Raw genomic sequence first — 18,962 nt, forward strand, 5'->3', positions numbered from 1 at the left:
AGCACGAAGCAGAGGAGTCCGCATGCCGCCTGCGCATCATCACCGTCCCACGCCGATCGTGGAGGCATGGGAATGGCAATTGCAAGGCCTGTGCCGAGGGGTCGACTCCGCCGTTTTCTTCCACCCGGACGGTGAGCGGGGTCGAGCCCGTGCCCGCAGGGAGGCTCAGGCCAAGGCACTGTGCCGGCGCTGTCCGGTGCTCGTCGAGTGCCGCGAGCATGCATTGAGCATGGCGGAGCCGTTCGGGATCTGGGGTGCCTTGTCTGCCTCTGAGCGCGCTGCGTATCACCGCGAGCATCACGGCCTCGCCGGCTAGCGCATACCGCCGATCAGCGCCGGAAAGCGTCGATGTAAGACCGGTACCCCACACCGGGATGCGGTAAACAGATGACCGAAACAGTGGATTCTGCTGGGGTGTAATGCCTTTCTGCGAAACCATCAGCCTGTGATACCGGAATTCGGGTACTCGGTGCGCATCGCCCGGTTAACCGGGGTGCAGCGAGTGGAGGAGAATCTCCGTGCCGAAGTCATCACACCCAGATCCTGGCGCCGTTCTCGCGGACCATTTTCCGCGCGATCTGACCGATACGGCGCTCACCCATTCGGATGCGAGCCTCGTCCTCGACATCACGGGCCACGGACGGTGGACCGTCGCCGTCGACGAGGGCATGGCCAAGGTGACCACGAAGGCCGCCACGGATCCGACAACTACGGTGCACACCGACGCCGACACGCTCGCCGATGTGCTCATCGGCCGCCGCAGCGGGGTGGACGCATTCCTCGATGGTGACCTCACCACGCGCGGCAGCCTCGCGACGGTCCTGCAGATCGGAGGCGCCTTCGCTCCGGACGTCGACCTCGTCACCCGCCCCCGGTCTCGTGAGGTCACCGCGTGCGGGGTGCGCACCGCGTATCTCGAGGCAGGACGCGCCGACGCACCCCCGGTGGTGCTGCTGCACGGCCTCGGCGCCACCAATGCGTCGATGCTGCCGGTTCTCGCGGATTTGGCCGAGGATTTCCGGGTTCTGGCACCCGACCTGCCCGGGTTCGGGGCCTCCGAGGCGCCGGCCTGGACCTACACCGCCGAGCAACTCCACCGCTGGCTGCGGGACTTCCTCGGTACCGTGAACGCCTTCGGTGCGGTGGTGATCGGTAACTCGCTGGGCGGCCGACTCGCACTGGAATTGGGTATGCGTGATCCCGACATGGTCGACAAACTCGTGCTGCTGTGTCCCTCCCCGGCGTTCCGCCGGTTCCGCCAACTGGCGCCCCTGGCCCGGTGGTGGCCGGTGGACATCGCCCGGTTGCCGATGATCAGCCCGCCGCGTCCGGTGGTGATGGCGGGCGCCAAGGCGATGTTCGCGCGTCCCGACCGGGTGCCCCAACCATGGTTCGAGGCCGCCGTCGACGAGTTCGAGATCGCGATGGGCCACGGCGCCCGCCGCCGGGCGGCACTGTCCGCGCTGATCAACATCTATCTGGAGGAACCGTTCGGCGACAGCGGGTTCTGGGAGCGACTGACCACCGTCCGGATTCCGACACTGTTCTTGTGGGGTCGCCGTGACCGGCTGGTCCCATCGCGGTTCGCCCGGCACGTGAGTGTGGCTGTTCCTACCGCGGAATCGATCGTGCTCCCCGACTGCGGACACGTACCGCAGTTGGAGCTCCCCGAGGTGACGATGGGCCTCACGCGCCGGTTTCTCGGTTCTCCGCGTGCCGCAACGCAGTACCGCGCGCACGCCTGAGCATCTACTGGACGGTGCATCGCCAGGACTGGTGCGGGCCGGTGATTTCATAGGTGGGATCCGCGCCCGGCGTCGATCCCGTGAGGCGCCGAAGGGGATGGTGTCGTCCTGCGGCTCCGCAGGTGGGGATCCGAAAACCGCAGCGTAGCCGCATGTATCCTGCCCACCCCGTCCCACGCACTGCCGGGGCTCGCTCATCTAATTGCAGGTCGGGAAGCATAGTGTACGCAGCACTATTTCCTCTACGGCACTGGCGCATTCGCGCCTGCCGCACGGGCGCACTACCTGGAAGGCCCTGGCCGGTGCGTGAGTCGTGACTCCCACTCGGCGACCGATGCGGATGGGTTCGCGTGTCGTTGGGGGGAGCCCAGAGGGGGACGGGCGTCGATTGCGAAATCCACCAGAGCGTGGGCGACGGTGAGCACACCGAGGTGGTGACGGTGCGCGACTTCGAGTAGTTCTTCGAATGCGTCGGTTTGGCTGCATCGTCGTAGTGCGATGAGGACGCCTTCCGCGAGCGACAGCGTTTCCCGTCCATCCCTCGCATGATTGTCACGAACGTCAGCACGCCCGGTGCTCGGGTTGGGTTCGGGCACCGTTACCATGGGGCTCATCTCCGCGCTGTGGTTTCAACTTCCGGCCGCAGATCTGGCCTGCGACCCGAATTGGGCGTACCCGCGCAGGGCGGCACTCACACCGATCGGGGAGATCTTGGGACGGTCTATTGGGATCTGGGGCGGTGACCAGTTCCCAGGTGCCCGGGAACTCTGGTCGGTCGCTGCCGGTGTAGCTCAGGGCGAGTGATTGGGCGTCGAATACGGTGAACCAGTCGTGCCATCTGGGTATTCGAGATCGGGGTGGCGGATGTCGAGGATGTCGATCCGTAGTTGTCCCGGACCGATGGGAAGGGTGGTGTGCGCCAGGCGTGCGGAGGCTCCGTGGTGGGCTTGGATCCAGTGGCGGATCTCTTCGTGGTCGGTGGTGAGGTGCCGGGTGGTCATGTCGGTGCTCCTGGGGTGGTCGGTGTGGGAAGCAGGTGTCCCCAGTGCTCCTCCGCGACGGGGGATGCGGTGGGGTGTGCGGGTGGCCGGTGTGTGCGCCGATGGCGAGGGTGACCAGGGCGTGCCCGAGGGTGAACGGTGGAGTCGGTGGTGGGCGGCGACCTGGATCAGTTTGGCGACTGCTTCGCCGGGTGTGCACCGTCGAAGTGCGATCAGGACACCTTCGGCGGTGTCGAGGACATGGGTGCTGCGCGCATGCAGATCGTCGATGTCGTTGCGGTGCAGCCGGTGTGGGTGCTCATACGAACCGTCCGTTCATGGGTTTGTTGTCCGTGGGTGCGGTGGTGCGCTGACCGGGGGTCGGGCCGAGGTCGGGGAGGGTGGTGATACCGAATTTGTCAGCCAGGACTTGGCGGGCGGCGTAGTAGCCGGGCATCCCGTGGACGCTGGGTCCGGGTGGGGTGGACGCCGAGCACAGGTACACCCCGTCGAGTGGGGTGCGGTAGGGGTTCCATTTCGGTGTGGGCCGGGCGATCATCCGGTACAACGACACCTGCCCGGCGGCGATGTCGCCGCCGCGGTAGTTGGCGTCGTGGGCGCTCAGCCGGGCGGCCGGAATGCAGCGGGAGGCGACGACGGTGTCGCGGAAACCGGGGGCGAATCGTTCGATCTGCGCGATGATCGTCTCGGTAACATCGACGTCGGAGCCGTTGGGCACGTGCGTATACGTCCACAGCGGGCGGGCGTCCCGATTGGACCGGGTGGGGTCGACCACGGTGGGTTGACTGACCAGGACCAACGGCCGAGTCGGATGGTGGCCGGCGGCGATGGCGGATTCGGCGGCGGTGATCTCGCCGCGGGTGCCGCCGCAGTGTACCGTCCCGGCCTGCCGTACCCGCGGGTCTTCCCAGGGCACCTCCGCATTCAGGACGAAGTCGACCTTCGCGATCCCGAGACCGGGCCGGTAGCGGCTAATCGCCCGCCGGTACCGGCCCGGTAGCCGATTGTAGAAAATGTGGGCCAACGTCCAGGGGGAGGTGTCGAACAGGTACGCCCGCGCCGGCGGCAACAGCCGCCAGTCCGAGACTCGCTGATCGCAGTCGAGGCGGCCGCCGTGAGCGTGCAGGTCGGCGATCAAGGCGTGGGTGATGGCCTGGGAGCCGCCGGTGGGGATCGGCCAGCCAACGGTGTGGGCGGCGGAACCGAGCAACAGCATGCTCGCGGCGCCAGCGAGCGAAGGCATGGGGGCGGGGACGTGCCCACCGATCCCGGTCAACATCGCCGGCGCCATGTCGTCGGCGAACCGGCGGTTCTGGGCCCGGGTGCCTTGCTCGAGGACCCGGGTCGCGAATCCGAACGCGGTCCGCATCCCCGGCAGGTCACGGACCTGCGGAGGTACCGAACGCATGTCCCCGAGACAGAGCGCGCTCAGGGTGTCGAAGTCCTCGACCAGTGGGTGCATCAGGTTCTGCCACGCGGCGGCATCGGCACGGGAGCCGTACTCGGCGAGTTCGGTGACGGTCCTGCCTAGGTCGGGGTAGGCGATCCCGGCGGGCCGGTGATCGAGGGGGTGCGCATAGGACGCTGCGGGAACGTTGAGTTGGACACCGCGCGCGGGGAGGTCGAAGGCGGTGAAGAAGGGGGACGCGGCGGCCATCGGGTGCACCGCCGAGCAGAGGTCGTGTGGCAGTGCGGCGCCGGCGAGGGCGACCTCTTCGGTGCGGCACCCACCGCCGGGGGTGGGTTGGTCTTCGAGGACCTGGACGTCCAGCCCGGCGCGGGCGCAAATCACAGCCGCGGCCAGCCCGTTCGGTCCCGATCCGATGACCACGACATCGGGGATGTGTCTGGGCATGTTCGGCGTGTACCCCCTTTCCAGGGTGGGTCAGTTGTGGTGGTGTCGCATGCGACGGACCAGCAGGGCGGCAGCCACCGCGGTGGGCGCTGCCAGGAGCGCGGTGCGCGAGGGGACGGCGGGCCGTGAAAGATCGGTCCGTGCCCGGGAGTCGGTGGGGTCCTCGCCGCGGACGGCGGCGGCGAGGACCTGCGCCCCGTGCAGGGGCGTAGCCCCGGGGTGCAGGTCGCGGATCTGGGTGCGGCAACTGAACCCGTCGGCCAGCACCAGGGCGGAGGGGTCGGCCCGGCGGATCGCGGGCAGGAGAGTGTCTTCGGCGCAGGCAACGGACACCTCGTAGTGTCCTTTCTCGAAGCCGAAGTTCCCGGCGAGACCGCAGCATCCGGCGTCGAGGACGGTGGTGTCCACACCCGCCGCCGTCAGCGTCTGCTCGTCGGCGTCGTATTTCAGGACCGCGTGCTGGTGGCAGTGCGGTTGGATCAGCGCCGACACCCCCCGCAGGCGGTGAGGTGGGGACCAGTCCGGTGCCTTCTGGTGCAGGACCTCGCCGAGGGTGACGGTTTGCTGCGCCAGCCGGTGGGCGTCTTCGTTGCCGTGCAACAACTCCGGCAGGTCGGAGCGGAACACCGCCGCGCAACTCGGTTCGAGGACCACGACCGGGGTACCGGCCCGCAGCGCGGGCGCCAGCACCCGCAGGGTGCGGGTGAGGACATGCTTGGCGGTGGCGAGTTGGCCGGTGGAGATCCAGGTCAGCCCGCAGCACACCGCGGTGGTGGGAACCTCGACGGTGAAACCGGCGGCGGCGAGCACGTCGGCGGCATCGGCGGCGATGTGCGGGTCGAAGTTGTTGGTGAAGGTGTCCGGCCACAGCACGACCGGTCCCCGGCTGCCCGGGCGGGCTGCGAGTGGTCGGCGCGGCCAGATGGCGGTGAACCGACGCCGCGCGAACCGGGGGAACGGCCGCCGGGTGTCGACACCACCGGCGATCTTGATCGCGGCCGACACACCGGGGGTGTGGGTGAGCGTGTTGACCACGGTCGGGGCGACAGCGGCCAGGCGGGCCCAGAGCGGGATCGCGCCCATCGCATAGTGCGAGCGGGGCCGGATCCGCCACCGGTAGTGGTGGGAAAGGAATTCGGCCTTGTAGGTGGCCATGTCGACATTGACCGGGCAATCGGAGCGGCATCCTTTGCAGGCCAGGCACAGGTCGAGGGCGTCGCGGACGGCGACCGATTTCCAGCCGTCGGTGATCACCTCGCCCTGGAGCATTTCGAACAGCAGTCGGGCTCGTCCGCGGGTGGAGTGTTCCTCCTCGCCGGTGGCCCGGTAGGACGGGCACATCACCCCCGATTCGTGGCCCCGGCATTTGCCGACGCCGACACAGCGGGCGGCCGCCCTACTGAAGCGGTGGTCGTCGTCGGGGTAGGCGAAGTGGGTGGCCGGTTCGATCGGCAGGTAGTTCACTCCTTGCCGCAGGTTCTCGTCGAGCCGGTACGGGTGGACGATCTTGCCGGGGTTCATCCGATTGCCGGGATCGAAGATGCTTTTCAGGGTCCCGAACGCGGTGACCAGGCGGTCACCGAACATGATCGGCAGCAGTTCCCCGCGGGCTTGCCCGTCGCCGTGCTCCCCGGACAGCGATCCGCCATAGTCGACCACCAGGCGGGCGGAGGCTTCGGCGAAGGACCGGTACTTCGCTATTCCCTCGGCGGTGCGCAGGTCGAACGGGATCCGGGTGTGGACGCAGCCGTGCCCGAAATGCCCGTACAGGGACGCGGTCCCGTAGTCGTATTTGTCCAACAGTTTCCGGAAGTCGCGCAGGTAGTTGCCGAGGGACCGTGGTGGGACGGCGGCGTCCTCCCAGCCCTCGTGGGTTTCCGGGTCGTTCGGCGGGTACGCGGTCGCCCCGAGTCCGGCTTCGCGGGCGGCCCACACCTGCTGCTCGTGGTCGGGATCGTCGAGGAGCTTCGCGTGCGGGGTGACCGGATGCAGGTCGTCGATCATGGCGTGGGCCTTGGCATCCGTGTCGTCCTTGGCCTCGCCGTTGAACTGCACCATCAACCACGCGGTGCCGTCGGGTAGCTCCCGCAGCGCGGCGGCGGCGAGGTGCTGACTGTGCTCGAGTTGCACCAACCGGTGGTCGATCCCCTCCAGTGCGGCCGGGGTGTGTTCGAGGACCCGGGGGACGGCGTCGGCGGCGCAGCAAATATCGTCGAACCCGAGCAGGACCAACGACGTCGCCGCCGGCACCCGCACCAGCGACAATTCCGCCCGCAACACGGTGACCAGTGTGTTTTCCGAGCCGACGAGCAGCCGGGCGACATGGAAGTCGTTCTCGGGCAACAACTGGTCGAGGTTGTAGCCGGAGACCCGGCGGGGGATGTCGGGGTAGCGGGCACGGATCTCGTCGGCGTAGGAGTCGCGCAGTTGCCGCAACCCGGTGTAGATCTCACCGCGCCGACCACCAGCGGCGATGATGCGATCCACTTCGTCTTCGGGGGAGGGGCCCACCCACATCCGGTGCCCGTCGAAGGTGAGGATCTCGAGGCGGCGCACCGAGTTGGCCATCTTCCCGTACGCCTGGGCGGTGGAGCCGCAGGAGTTGTTGCCGATCATCCCGCCGATGGTGCAGGAGACGTGGGTGGACGGTTTCGGGCCGACCATCCACCCCCACCGGGCGAGGTGATCGTTGAGCGGGTCGAGGGCGATGCCGGGTTGCACCACCAGGGTTCCGGCGTCGACGTCCAATGATTCGACGCGAGTGCAGTACTTGCTCCAATCCAGCACCACCGCGGTGTTGCAGCACTGCCCGGCCAGGCTGGTGGCCCCGCCGCGGGAGAGGACCGGAACATCGAAGTCGTGGCACACCGCGATCGCCGCCTCGGCGGCGTCCGGGGTGCGGGGGATCACCACCCCGATCGGGACCTGCCGGTAATTGGAGGCGTCGGTGGAATACGCCGCCCGCGACCCCGGATCGAACCGCACCTCACCCTCGACCGCCTCGTGCAGTCGCTGTTCGAGAGCCTGGAACAGCGGTGTCGTACGGGTGTGCTCGGCGGTCACAGCAACCTCCTCGGTTCAGGCGACCCGGAACGGTGCGATGTCGGGTGCGCGCAGGGTGAGACCGTGCCCGGGGGCGTGCGGGTCGGGCCGCAGGATGCCGCCGGTAGGGTTGAACGCGCCGTCGAAGAATCGCTGTTCGATCCGGACGTGGTCGTGGAACCACTCCAGGTGCCGCAGGTTCGGGATCGCGGCCGCGGCATGGGCATGCAGGTGGGGGGCGCAGTGCCCGGAGATCTCCAGATTGTGGGCGGCGGCGACAGCGGCCACCTTCAGCCAGTCGGTGATCCCGCCGCAGCGGGTGATGTCGGCCTGCAGACAGTCCACCGCCCCGGCGGCGCACATCCGCTCGAAATAGGGCAGGTCGTAGCCGTATTCGCCGGCGGCCACATCCGGGCGCACCATCTGGCGGATCTGCTGGAGTCCGGCGTGGTCGTCGGAGGAAACGGGTTCTTCGAACCACACCACATTCGCGTCGGCGGCGTCGGCGGCCACCCGGATCGCTTGTTTGCGCCCGTAGGCGCCGTTGGCGTCGACATACAGTGCGGTATCGTCGCCGATGACGTAGCGGGCCTGCCGGATCCGGTGCAGGTCCCGGTCGGTGTGAGTGCCCCAGGCTTCGCCGATCTTGATCTTCACCCGCGGAATCGACTGCTCCTGCACCCATCCGGTGAGTTGCTGCTCGAGTTGGTGCCGGTGATAGGTGGTGAAGCCGCCGGATCCGTATATCGGCACCGTGTCGCGGGCAGCGCCGAGCAGCCGGTGCAGCGACACCCCCAGCAGCCGGGCTTTGAGGTCCCACAGGGCGATGTCGACGGCGGAGAGGGCGCACCCTGCGATGCCGGGTCGGCCGGCGTTGCGGATCGCCGCGGCCATGGTTGCGTGCAGGCCGGGCACAGCCGTCGGGTCCTCGCCGGTGACCAGGTCGGCGAGGATGCCGGTGACCACGGCCGCGGCCGCGGGGGGTGCGTACGTCCACCCGGTCCCGACCTGCCCGCCCGCGGACACCTGCGCCAGCACCATGGTGGTGGAGTCCCAGGCCAGGGTGCCGTCGGCCTCGGGGCTGTCGGTGGGGATGGTGTAGGCGGCCGCGGTGACGCCGGTGACCGGGGTGGTGTCGATCATGGCGGATCGTGGCTCACGTGTTCTGGTGCGGGAGGAATTCCTGCGCCTTGGTCTTGATCCCGGTCTTGATGAACCCCCAGGAGTCTTCGTCGCCGGCCAGGACGGCGGCGGTGGCGGACTTGAACTGCTCCCACGTCGCGTGCGGTGGGATCGGGGGCATGTTCGGGTCGGTGTGCACGTCCAGGACGGTGGGACGATCCGCCGACAACGCCTTCTCCCAGACCCCGGCGAGTTGGTCGGGGTCGGTGACGGTGTCGGCGTGCAAGCCCAGGCCGGCGGCGAAGGCGGCGTAGTCGACATCCGGAAGCGTCTGGGATTCGGTGAATTTGGGGGATCCGGACATCGCCCGCATCTCCCAGGTGACCTGGTTGAGGTCGTTGTTGTGCAGGATGGCGATGATCAGGCGGGGATCGTCCCACTGCTGCCAGTAATGCTTGACGGTGATCAGTTCGGCGAGACCGTTCATCTGCATGGCGCCGTCGCCGGCGAAGACGATCACCGGGCGGCCGGGGTGGGCGAATTTGGCGCCGATCCCGTACGGGACGCCGGGTCCCATGGTGGCCAGCGTCCCGGACAGGGAGCCGCGGATGTTCCCGCGGAACCGCAACTGGCGGGCGTACCAGTTCGCCGCCGACCCGGAGTCGGCGGTGACGATCGCATCGTCGGGCAGCCGCGGGGACAGTTCGGCGAACAGCCGCAGCGGGTTGACCGGGTCGGCGTCCACCTGTGCTTGCATATCCATCGTTTCCCACCAGCGGGCCACATTTGCCTCGATCTCCTCCCGCCAGGACCGGTCGTCCTTACGGGTTAGGTGCGGGATCAACGCCCGCAAAGCGGTTTTCGCGTCGGCGACCAGGTTGACCTCGTTGGGGTAGCGCATCCCGATCATCCGGCCGTCGATGTCGATCTGCACCCCACGCGCCTGCCCGTACTCGGGCAGGAACTGGGTATAGGGAAAGCTGGACCCGATGGTGAGCAGGGTGTCGCAGCCGGTCATCATCTCGTAGGACGGGCGGGTACCCAGCAGGCCGATGGAGCCGGTGACCCACGGCAGCTCGTCGGAGAGGACGTCCTTACCCAGCAGTGCCTTCGCGGCCCCGGCACCGAGCAGGTCGGCGACCTGGGCGATCTCCTCGTGGGCGCCGCGGGCACCTTGCCCGACGAGGAGGGCGACCTTGCTGCCGGCGTTGAGGATCTCCGCCGCCCGCATGATCGCTTGGTCGTCGGGTGTGGTGGTGGGCCAGTCGATGCCGATGCTGGAGGGCACCATCTTGAATTCGTGGGTCGGTGGGGAGTAGTCGAGCTCCTGCACGTCGGCCGGAATGATCAGGGCGGTGGGGGCGCGTTGGGTGATCGCGACCCGGATGGCCCGGTCGAGGACGTTGGGGAGTTGTTCGGGAACGGTGACCATCTGCACGTAGTCGCTGGCGACGTCCTTGTAGAGACTGAGCAGGTCGATTTCCTGCTGATACGAGCCGCCCATCGCGGTGCGGTTGGTCTGCCCGACGATGGCGACCACCGGGACGTGGTCGAGTTTGGCGTCGTAGAGTCCGTTGAGCAGATGCACCGCGCCCGGCCCGGAGGTGGCCATGCACACCCCGACCCGGCCGGTGAACTTCGCGTAGCCGACGGCCTCGAAGGCGCACATCTCCTCGTGCCGGGCCTGGACGAAACGAGGCTGATTGTCCGCGCGGGCCCAGGCGGCGAGGACCGCGTTGATGCCGTCCCCGGCATAGGCGAACACGTGCTCGATCCCCCACGCGCGCAGGCGCTCGAGTAGGTAATCGGCGACATTCTGGTCTGCCATCGAATCCTCCTAGCCGCAATGAGGGCGCACACCCAAGGGGTCATTTTCGGCGCGGAGCACGGGTTGGTGGCCGCACTTCTTCCCACGTACCCGACCCAGGGGAACCGAAACCGGGATCCACCAAAAAATTTGCGATAGGGCAATGATTGCGAGTGTGTGGTTGACGGGTACGACTCAGGTGTGGCGGGGGCGCTCGTGTGCGGTGGCATCGACGTGTGGGTGTTCGACGTCCGCGAAGCAACGGGCATTGTGCCGTAGTACGGACGCCACTGGCCAGTGGTCGGCGCGGTGATGATCGTGGCAGGATGCGTCCCCGAAGAGGATGCGCGCCGAGAACTACATGTCCGCGTGGGTCCCTGTACCCACCTGTGAGGGATGAACCGTCCGCAGCCGGACGGAAATGTTTGGACGGGCCATTACAGGGAATTCGTCGTAGCAGCACTTCTTTGCGGTTCCGCAAAGATTGCGGACGATATGAAGGGGACGTGATTGATGGGCGGGCGCGCTGACAAGGTGCTCTTTCCTCCGCATGTGCTCCGGGAGTATGCGCTGATCGCGGACGGTGAGCGCGGTGCCTTGATCGGTCCGCGTGGGGACATCGCGTGGCTGTGTACCCCGTCCTGGGCCGACGGGGCGGTGTTTTCGGTGCTGCTCGGGGGACCCGGCGTCTATGCGCTCTCCCCGACCGATCTTCGGTTCACCTGGGGCGGCTACTACGAGCAGGGCACGTTGATTTGGCGCAGCCGGTGGGTCACCGCGGACGGCATCATCGAATGCCGTGAGGCGCTGGCCTTCCCGGGTGATCGGCACACCGCGGTGCTGCTGCGCCGGGTCCTTGCTGTGGACGGTGACGCGCAGGTCAGTGTGGGACTCGACGTGGCCGCCGATTTCGGTGCGCATCCGATGCAGCAGATCGGTCATCAGGACGGGATCCGGACCCTGCGCGCCGGATCACTGCAGGTGCGGTGGTCCGGAGCGCCGGCGGCGCATCACCGCAACGGACGACTCGAGGCGGTCCTCGACGTCGCGGCAGGCCAGCATCACGATCTGGTCCTCGAGCTCGGCGACCGCCCCCTTCCCGACGAGGTCCCGGACCCCGGCCGGTTGTGGCAGCGCACCGAACAGGCCTGGCACGAGGCGGTTCCGCCGATCGACGGGTCTCTGGCGGACCGGGATTCCCGGCACGCCTATGCGGTACTGCGCGGGTTGACCAGCGCGAGTGGGGGCATGGTCGCCGCCGCCACGACCGGACTGCCGGAGCGGGCCGAGCAGGGCCGCAACTACGACTACCGGTATTGCTGGATCCGGGATCAGTGCTACGCCGGACAGGCCGTCGCCGCGGCCGCCGGTCCGCTCCCATTGCTCGACGACGCCGTCGGATTCGTCAGCGACCGCCTGCTTGCCGACGGCCCCGACCTCAAACCCGCCTACACCGTCGGCGGCGGCCGGGTCCCCGACGAGACCACCCTCGATCTGCCCGGGTATCCCGGCGCCGACGCCCGCACCGGAAACTGGGTCAACGACCAGTTCCAACTCGACAACTTCGGTGAGGCGTTGCTGCTGCTGGCCGCTGCCGCTCGCCACGACCGCTTGGATCGCGAGCACTGGCAGGCCGCCGACATCGCGGTGTCGGCGATCGAACGCCGCTGGCGAGAACCCGACGCCGGGATCTGGGAACTCGGCAACGAGCATTGGGCGCACTCGCGGCTGATCTGCGCGGCTGGACTGCGCGCGATCGCCGCCGCTGCGCCCGCCCCGCAGTCGGCGCAGTGGTCGTCTCTCGCGGACCTGCTGGTTACCGACACTGCCCGAGATTGCCTGCACCGCACCGGACGGTGGCAACGCGCCCCGGGTGATGACCGGGTCGATGCGGCGCTGCTGTTACCCGCGATCCGCGGCGCTCTGCCCGCCGCCGATCCGCGCACCGCACTGACTCTGGCCGCGGTGCGCCGCGAGCTCGGCCGCGACGGCTATGTGTACCGGTTTCGCCAAGACGAGCGCCCGCTCGCCGACGCCGAAGGGGCGTTCCTGCTCTGCGGTTTTCTCATGGCCCTGGCCGAACACCAGCAAGGCCATCAGGTCGACGCGGTGCGCTGGTTCGAACGCAACCGGGCGGCCTGCGGTTCCCCGGCGTTGTTCACCGAGGAATTCGACGTCGTCGAACACCAGTTGCGGGGCAACCTCCCGCAGGCGTTCGTCCACGCCCTGCTACTGGAATCCGCACACCGTCTCGCCCGGCCGCGGCCACCCCATCACTAGGCCGGCCAGCTCCGTCCGAGAAAGGAATGATCGTCATGAGCACACCGGCATCCGGCCGTGTCGTCGTGATCACGGGCGCCTCCGGGGGAATCGGTCGCGCCGTCGCCCGCGTCTTCGCCGCCCGCGGTGACAAGATCGCCCTCCTTGCCCGCGGAAAGAAGGGCCTCGACGGATCCGTTCGGGAGGTGGAGGACGCCGGGGCGATCGCCGTGGCGGTGCCCACCGACGTCGCCGACCCCGACCAGGTCGAGGCCGCCGCCGATGCGGTGGAGAACACCCTCGGGCCGATCGACATCTGGATCAACGTCGCCTTCACCTCCGTCTTCGCCCCGTTCACCGAGATCACCGCGGCAGAATACAAACGGGTCACCGAAGTCAGCTACCTCGGCTACGTCTACGCCACCATGGCCGCGCTCCGCCGCATGCGGCCCCGCAACCGCGGCACCATCGTGCAGGTCGGCTCGGCCCTTGCCTACCGCGGCATCCCCTTGCAAAGCGCGTACTGCGGCGCCAAACACGCCATCCAGGGCTTCAACGAGGCACTGCGCTGCGAGTTGCTGCACGACAAATCCGGTATCCGGGTGACGATGGTGCAGATGCCGGCCGTCAACACCCCCCAGTTCTCTTGGGTGCTCAACCGGCTGCCCCGCCACGCGCAGCCGGTGCCGCCGATCTTCCAACCCGAAGTCGCCGCCCGAGCGGTGCTCTACGCCGCCGAGCACCCCCGCCGCCGCGAATACTGGGTCGGCGCCAGCACCGCCGCGACCCTCGCCGCCAACGCCATCGCACCGGGTCTGCTCGACCGGTACCTCGCAGCCACCGGCTTCTCCTCCCAGCAAACCGACCAGCCCCGCGACCGACAGCAACCCTCGAATCTGTGGCACCCCGCCGACGGCACCGGAGGCCGCGATTTCGGTGCCCACGGCATCTTCGACGACCAAGCCCACCCGCGTAGTGGACAACTGTGGGCGTCGCAGCACCATGGGATGCTCGGCGCCGCCGCGGGTGCGCTCGCCGCTGGCGCGGCCGTCCTCCTCACCCTCCGGGGCCGGCGATGACCGCCCGCCCTCCTTGGAGCAGTTCGTCTGGGTGACGGAATGCTGCAGCTGTGCGGCGCGGGTGTCGATGCCGCGCACGCGGCCAGCATGCTGTGCGCGCTCTGCGACCTCCGCCGGCGTCGAGCGGCGGCGGTTGCAGAGATGCTGGGCGCCAGCGGTTTCGCCGCTGCCGGTCTTCAGGTCGCTCGCCGCACTGTCGACCCGCGGCTCAGTGGGCGGGCGGCCACAACAACGTGAGAACATCACCGTCGATCGGTTCGCCCGCGGCTGCGGCGAACCGACGCAACGCGGACGCCAACGCATCCCGGTCCTCGGGTGCCATTCGGTCGAGGACCCCGGAAATCGCCTGCCGGCGGTGCGTGCTGACGCGATTGACCAGTTTCTGTCCGGCGGCGGTGAGCGTCAGATTCAGATTCCGCCGGTCCTCCGGCGCATCGCGCCGATCCAGCAACCCGGCCTTGATCAGCCGGTCCACCGCCCGCGAGGCATTGGAGGGATTGACTCCCAGCGCGTCGGCGACCGCACCCAGATTCAGCGGCCCCCGGGTATCGACCATCACCAAGATCCGCAGGTGCGGCACCGTGACCACGTCTTCGACCTCGGCGACCGACGCCGCCGCGATGCCCACCAGCGCCCGCGACGCCCAGAGCACCGCCTCCACCTGCTCGGTGAATCGTGGCCCCGACTGTGTCCGCTGTCCCCGCGCCGCGCTCATACCCAAATCCTGCACCCGGTCATTGCGTGACCGCAACCATTGCGTTCGGAGGCGGGTGTGCGGAGCGTCTCCTCGCAGCATTGTCGCTTACGCGACCCGGGATCTGCGATCGGGCGGGGCTTGCCTGAATGGAGCTTTGCTGCCAGTGAAACGGACTAATGTTGCCTCTCGCCGAGCCCAAGGATGCGTGCATGCCGCCGCGAACCCGAGGGGCTGATGACCGTCCACAACGCCGTAGTCGGAACTGGGTTGCGGGCGCCGATCCGGCTCGGGGGCAGCGGCAAGGTCGCGGTCGGCAACGACATCGTCAAGCGGCTGAGGCCAGGGCGCGGACTACGGCAATGCCGCCCGGGCGATGATGATGGCTATCGGCTGCATCCAGGCGCAGCGCTGTCACACCAATAGCTGCCCGGTCGGTGTCGCGACCCAGGACCCGAAACGCATGCGCGCTTGCGGCGTGGCGGACAAGACTCTCCGGCGTACCGGTACCGCGAGCGGTCACGGTCCCTCAGGCCGTGCAGATCATGGCCTCGATGGGCATCGCCGACCCGTCCAAGCTGACCCCGCGCCTGTTGCGGAAGAAAATCTCCCCGACCTGTGTGAGTTCCTACGCGAACATCTACGACTGGCTGGCACCCGGCGAACTCGACGAGACCCCGCGCACGTGGGCCGCCGACTGGGCTGCCGCCAGCGCGGCCACCTTCCACCCCGGTGCCGACCCGAAGCGCCAGCCCTAATGCGTAGCGAACCCCGGAAACGAGTCACCGGCTCCCGGGCTGATGGATACATGGGACACGAGGTGCGCCTGCGCAAATGGGTCGTGCCCGAACAGGCGTTCCACAGTGTCGGCGTCCGCAGCGTCGACGACGAACCGGGCGCCGCTGTGGTCGGCGTGGGGACTCGACGACAGCACCACCTTACGGCGCACCAGTTCGGCGAGCCAGGCGTGGTGATCGGTTCGGTGATCGTCACGACCGGAGGAGGATTCGGGGCTGTAGGTGTACTCGACGACGAACGTAGGCATAGTGTTCTCGATCTCTTCCCAGGCCGACTATCGAGGTGGTGCGCTGCGCGAGCGACCACTACCGATCGTCGGCGGCCTCGCACGAATGTGTGCGCGATCCCCGTGCCGCGAGGGGCGGCGCGCCATCCTGAGTCGCTTTCACACCCACTCTTGCCCCTCCATCCTGCACCTGACCATTGCGTAATCGCAACCATTGCGCGTTTGATGAGGGAAGGCGGGGTGTCGGCACCTGCATGCCGGAAGGGAACGACCAGAGCCTCGCGAACACAGTGATCGACCCCGACAGGAAGTGAGCTGCCGATGACCGCTTCACAGGACCGGATCGCCGAACCCTGGGGTACTCGCACCCCGTACGGGCCGGGCCGGTCGTGGCCGCAGCGGGTCGATCAGTACCTCGCCGGCGGTCTCGACCCAGGCTCGGTGGATCGGTGGGTGCAGTCGGCGTCGATCCTCCACTCCAATGGGGATGCCCTCGACATCGCGGTCAAGGACAACGAGATCGTCGGGGTCCGGGGCCGCGGGGTCGACCGGGTCAACCGCGGCCGGTTGGGTCCGAAGGATCTGTTCGGGTGGCAGGCCAACGCGTCCCCGGACCGGCTCACCCGGCCACTGATCCGACAGAACGGTGAGCTGGTGGAGACGGACTGGGACACCGCCATGGACCGGATCGTGACGCGTAGCCGGGAACTGCTGGATGAGCAGGGGCCGAGTGCGATCGGGTTCTACACCTCCGGGCAGCTGTTCCTCGAGGAGTACTACACCCTCTCGGTGATCGCGCACGGGGCGATCGGCACGAATCACGTCGACGGCAACACCCGGCTGTGCACCGCGACCGCGGCGGAGGCGTTGAAGGAATCGTTCGGCTGCGACGGCCAACCCGGTTCCTACACCGATGTCGACCATGCCGACGTGATCGCGTTGTTCGGGCACAACGTCGCCGAAACCCAGACCGTGCTGTGGTCGCGGATCCTGGACCGGCTCGCCGGCCCGAATCCACCCGCGATCGTATACGTCGATCCGCGACCGACCCCGGTCGCCGACCACGCGACGGTCCATCTCGCCCCGTTGCCGGGCACGAATGTCGCCTTGATGAACGGTTTACTCCACGAGATCGTCGCCAACGACTGGGTCGACCGTGAGTGGATCGATCGCCACACGGTGGGATTCGAGGAACTGCGCACCCAACTCGCCCCCTACACACCGGAGAAGGTGGCGGCGACCTGCGATGTCCCCGCCGACGATCTGCGGGAGGCGGGACGGCTGCTCGGCACCACCGACCGCCTCCTCTCGACGGTCTTGCAGGGGTTCTATCAGTCCCATCAGGCCACCGCCGCCGCGGTGCAGGTCAACAATCTGCACCTGATCCGGGGGATGCTCGGCAAACCCGGCTGCGGGGTGCTGCAGATGAACGGCCAGCCCACCGCGCAGAACACCCGCGAATGCGGTGCCGACGGTGATCTCGCCGGGTTCCGCAACTGGGCCAACGACGCGCACATCGCCGAACTGGCGAAACTGTGGAACGTCGAGACCGACAAAATCCCGCACTACGGGCCGCCCACGCATGCAATGCAGATGTTCCGGTACGCCGAGCAGGGCAGCCTGAAGATGCTGTGGGTCAGCGCCACCAACCCCGCGGTCTCGATGCCCGACCTGGCGCGGATCCGGTCGATCCTGTCCCAGGATCGGCTGTTCCTGGTCGTGCAGGACATCTTTCGCACCGAGACAACAGAACTGGCTGATGTCGTTCTTCCCGCGGCTACGTGGGGGGAGAAGACCGGCACCTTCACCAACGCCGACCGCACCGTGCACCTGTCCGACAAAGCGGTCGACCCGCCCGGCCAGGCCCGACCCGATCTGGACATCTTCCTCGATTACGCCCGCCGGATGGACTTCCGCGACAAGGACGGCCACCCCCTGCCTGGCTGGGAGGACGCGGCCTCTACGTTCGAGGCGTGGAAGCAATGTTCGGCCGGGCGGCCCTGTGACTACACCGGACTCAGCTACGACCGCCTGCGCGGCGGATCGGGCATCCAATGGCCCTGCACCACCGAGCACCCGGACGGCACCGAACGCCTCTACACCGATGGACGGTTCTACTCCGCACCGGACTACTGCGAGTCCTACGGCAAGGACCTGGTCACCGGGGCGCCGCTCGAACCCACCGAGTACCGGGCGCTGAACTCCGACGGAAGGGCGATCATCAAGGCCGCCGAATACCTTCCCCCGCACGAGGAACCCGACGACGATTACCCGTTCGCGTTGATGACCGGCCGCACCCTCTACCAGTTTCACACCCGCACCAAAACCGGCCGCTCCCCGCAGCTGAACGCTGCCGCACCCCGAGTGTGGGTGGAAATCTCCCCACAGGACGCACTACAACAGGGAATCGTGGACGGGGACGTGCTCGCGATCTCCTCCCCGCGGGGAACCCTGCACGCCCAGGCGCGGATCACCGGCATCCGGCCCGGCGTGCTGTTCATTCCGTTCCACTACGGCTACTGGGACACCGATACCGCCACGGAGGGCGAACATGATCGGGCGGCGAACGAACTGACGGTCACCGACTGGGATCCCGCCTCCAAGCAGCCGATCTTCAAGACCGCCGCCGCGACCGTTGCTCGTGTCCGGGCCGGTGACGGGCCGGCCCCGGCACCGACCACGACGGCGTCCGCACCCACCACCGCCGGCATCGCACCGACCACCGGCGGACCCACTGCAGTGGTCACCGAAACCGACGGCCGGCCTCCCGCAATGGTCACCGACACCACCGGCAGACCCACCCACCCCCACGGGGGAGAACGACGATGAAGATCGACTTCGCCCTGCGCGAACTCCACCGCTCCGAGCACAAGCTCGCCCTCACCCTGTCGGCACTGGCCGCCCGGCACAAAACCGACCACGAAATCCACCACGTCGCACTCGATCTCGCCGACTGGTCGAACAACCACCTGTGCGAGCTCGCCGCCGCCGGAACCCGGTACGGGCTCGACCTGAACGCCGCCCCGCGGACCGAGGCCCTCACCACTCCGGTGCAAGAGAAGCTCAGCGAACTGCTCGGGCACCGACCCGAACCGGCCTTGGTGCTGCTGATGGATCTGCGGCACCTGCACCGGGTCGCCGCGGGAGTGTCCGTCGACTGGGAACTGCTCGCACAAGGCGCCCAGGCCGTCACAGACCCTGAACTGCTCGCCCTCACCCAGCGCTGCCACCCGCAGACGCTGCGGCAACTGCGGTGGACCAACGCCATGCTCAAGGTCCTCGCACCCCAAGTGCTGGCCAGCTGACCCACCCAGGAGTCAACCCCTTCGGAAAG

General features: G+C 68.2%; 14 protein-coding genes and 1 pseudogene. 7 read left to right on the top strand and 8 right to left on the bottom strand.

What is annotated here, in order from left to right:
- Positions 1–22: 22 nt before the first annotated feature.
- On the top strand, positions 23–316 hold the full coding sequence (locus JWS14_RS48615; protein WP_206017266.1) for a WhiB family transcriptional regulator: 294 nt from the start codon (positions 23–25) through the stop codon (positions 314–316).
- A gap of 202 nt (positions 317–518) precedes the next feature.
- Complete coding sequence (locus JWS14_RS48620; RefSeq protein ID WP_206017267.1) at positions 519–1,745, top strand: alpha/beta fold hydrolase; 1,227 nt, start codon at positions 519–521, stop codon at positions 1,743–1,745.
- A 281-nt stretch (positions 1,746–2,026) separates the two neighbouring features.
- On the opposite strand, the gene JWS14_RS48625 is transcribed toward JWS14_RS48620, so the two are convergent.
- The 6 genes from JWS14_RS48625 to JWS14_RS48650 all read right to left on the bottom strand — a co-directional run bounded on the left by JWS14_RS48625 (position 2,027) and on the right by JWS14_RS48650 (position 10,593).
- A complete protein-coding gene (locus JWS14_RS48625; RefSeq protein WP_338051842.1) occupies positions 2,027–2,359 on the bottom strand; it encodes an ANTAR domain-containing protein in 333 nt (110 codons plus the stop codon).
- Positions 2,360–2,536: 177 nt separating this feature from the next.
- Positions 2,537–2,746, bottom strand: a complete 210-nt coding sequence (locus tag JWS14_RS48630; protein ID WP_206017268.1) for a hypothetical protein — start codon at positions 2,744–2,746, stop codon at positions 2,537–2,539.
- 298 nt (positions 2,747–3,044) lie between these two features.
- On the bottom strand, positions 3,045–4,601 hold the full coding sequence (locus JWS14_RS48635; RefSeq protein WP_206017269.1) for a phytoene desaturase family protein: 1,557 nt from the start codon (positions 4,599–4,601) through the stop codon (positions 3,045–3,047).
- A 30-nt stretch (positions 4,602–4,631) separates the two neighbouring features.
- Positions 4,632–7,664, bottom strand: coding sequence for an FAD-binding and (Fe-S)-binding domain-containing protein (locus JWS14_RS48640; RefSeq protein WP_206017270.1), 3,033 nt, complete (start codon positions 7,662–7,664; stop codon positions 4,632–4,634).
- 15 nt (positions 7,665–7,679) lie between these two features.
- Positions 7,680–8,786 (bottom strand): enolase C-terminal domain-like protein, encoded by a 1,107-nt coding sequence (locus tag JWS14_RS48645; RefSeq protein WP_206017271.1) that lies wholly within the window; start codon positions 8,784–8,786, stop codon positions 7,680–7,682.
- A gap of 13 nt (positions 8,787–8,799) precedes the next feature.
- Positions 8,800–10,593 (bottom strand): thiamine pyrophosphate-requiring protein, encoded by a 1,794-nt coding sequence (locus tag JWS14_RS48650; protein ID WP_206017272.1) that lies wholly within the window; start codon positions 10,591–10,593, stop codon positions 8,800–8,802.
- A 492-nt stretch (positions 10,594–11,085) separates the two neighbouring features.
- On the opposite strand from JWS14_RS48650, the gene JWS14_RS48655 reads away from it, so the two are divergent.
- Positions 11,086–12,852, top strand: coding sequence for a glycoside hydrolase family 15 protein (locus tag JWS14_RS48655; protein WP_206017273.1), 1,767 nt, complete (start codon positions 11,086–11,088; stop codon positions 12,850–12,852).
- Positions 12,853–12,887: 35 nt separating this feature from the next.
- Complete coding sequence (locus JWS14_RS48660; RefSeq protein WP_206017274.1) at positions 12,888–13,910, top strand: SDR family oxidoreductase; 1,023 nt, start codon at positions 12,888–12,890, stop codon at positions 13,908–13,910.
- Positions 13,911–14,118: 208 nt separating this feature from the next.
- Here the strand turns inward: JWS14_RS48660 and JWS14_RS48665 are convergent, their stop codons facing one another.
- Positions 14,119–14,625, bottom strand: a complete 507-nt coding sequence (locus JWS14_RS48665) for a MarR family winged helix-turn-helix transcriptional regulator (protein WP_206017275.1) — start codon at positions 14,623–14,625, stop codon at positions 14,119–14,121.
- Between the two features lie 207 nt (positions 14,626–14,832).
- On the opposite strand from JWS14_RS48665, the pseudogene JWS14_RS48670 reads away from it, so the two are divergent.
- Positions 14,833–15,362: pseudogene (locus JWS14_RS48670) on the top strand (glutamate synthase-related protein); the annotation flags it as partial.
- Here the strand turns inward: JWS14_RS48670 and JWS14_RS48675 are convergent.
- Positions 15,359–15,649 (bottom strand): YciI family protein, encoded by a 291-nt coding sequence (locus tag JWS14_RS48675; RefSeq protein WP_206017276.1) that lies wholly within the window; start codon positions 15,647–15,649, stop codon positions 15,359–15,361. The pseudogene JWS14_RS48670 and the gene JWS14_RS48675 overlap by 4 nt on opposite strands.
- 300 nt (positions 15,650–15,949) lie before the next feature.
- Between JWS14_RS48675 and JWS14_RS48680 the strand changes: the two genes are divergently transcribed.
- Positions 15,950–18,457: a molybdopterin oxidoreductase family protein gene (locus tag JWS14_RS48680; RefSeq protein ID WP_206017277.1), complete on the top strand. Its 2,508-nt coding sequence runs from the start codon at positions 15,950–15,952 to the stop codon at positions 18,455–18,457.
- Positions 18,454–18,933 carry a hypothetical protein gene (locus JWS14_RS48685; RefSeq protein WP_206017278.1) on the top strand — a complete coding sequence of 160 codons (480 nt, stop codon included), beginning with the start codon at positions 18,454–18,456 and terminating at the stop codon, positions 18,931–18,933. The genes JWS14_RS48680 and JWS14_RS48685 overlap by 4 nt, the downstream gene beginning before the upstream one ends.
- Positions 18,934–18,962 lie beyond the last annotated feature (29 nt).

Source organism: Rhodococcus koreensis, from assembly GCF_017068375.1.
Classification (GTDB): domain Bacteria; phylum Actinomycetota; class Actinomycetes; order Mycobacteriales; family Mycobacteriaceae; genus Rhodococcus_F; species Rhodococcus_F koreensis.

Coding starts and splice junctions, on each gene's coding strand:
- JWS14_RS48665 (WP_206017275.1), bottom strand. CDS start 14,625: ATGAGCGCGGCGCGGGGACAGCGGACACAGTCGGGGCCACGATTCACC.
- JWS14_RS48685 (WP_206017278.1), top strand. CDS start 18,454: ATGAAGATCGACTTCGCCCTGCGCGAACTCCACCGCTCCGAGCACAAG.
- JWS14_RS48675 (WP_206017276.1), bottom strand. CDS start 15,649: ATGCCTACGTTCGTCGTCGAGTACACCTACAGCCCCGAATCCTCCTCC.
- JWS14_RS48645 (WP_206017271.1), bottom strand. CDS start 8,786: ATGATCGACACCACCCCGGTCACCGGCGTCACCGCGGCCGCCTACACC.
- JWS14_RS48635 (WP_206017269.1), bottom strand. CDS start 4,601: ATGCCCAGACACATCCCCGATGTCGTGGTCATCGGATCGGGACCGAAC.
- JWS14_RS48625 (WP_338051842.1), bottom strand. CDS start 2,359: ATGAGCCCCATGGTAACGGTGCCCGAACCCAACCCGAGCACCGGGCGT.
- JWS14_RS48650 (WP_206017272.1), bottom strand. CDS start 10,593: ATGGCAGACCAGAATGTCGCCGATTACCTACTCGAGCGCCTGCGCGCG.
- JWS14_RS48630 (WP_206017268.1), bottom strand. CDS start 2,746: ATGACCACCCGGCACCTCACCACCGACCACGAAGAGATCCGCCACTGG.
- JWS14_RS48660 (WP_206017274.1), top strand. CDS start 12,888: ATGAGCACACCGGCATCCGGCCGTGTCGTCGTGATCACGGGCGCCTCC.
- JWS14_RS48615 (WP_206017266.1), top strand. CDS start 23: ATGCCGCCTGCGCATCATCACCGTCCCACGCCGATCGTGGAGGCATGG.
- JWS14_RS48680 (WP_206017277.1), top strand. CDS start 15,950: ATGACCGCTTCACAGGACCGGATCGCCGAACCCTGGGGTACTCGCACC.
- JWS14_RS48655 (WP_206017273.1), top strand. CDS start 11,086: ATGGGCGGGCGCGCTGACAAGGTGCTCTTTCCTCCGCATGTGCTCCGG.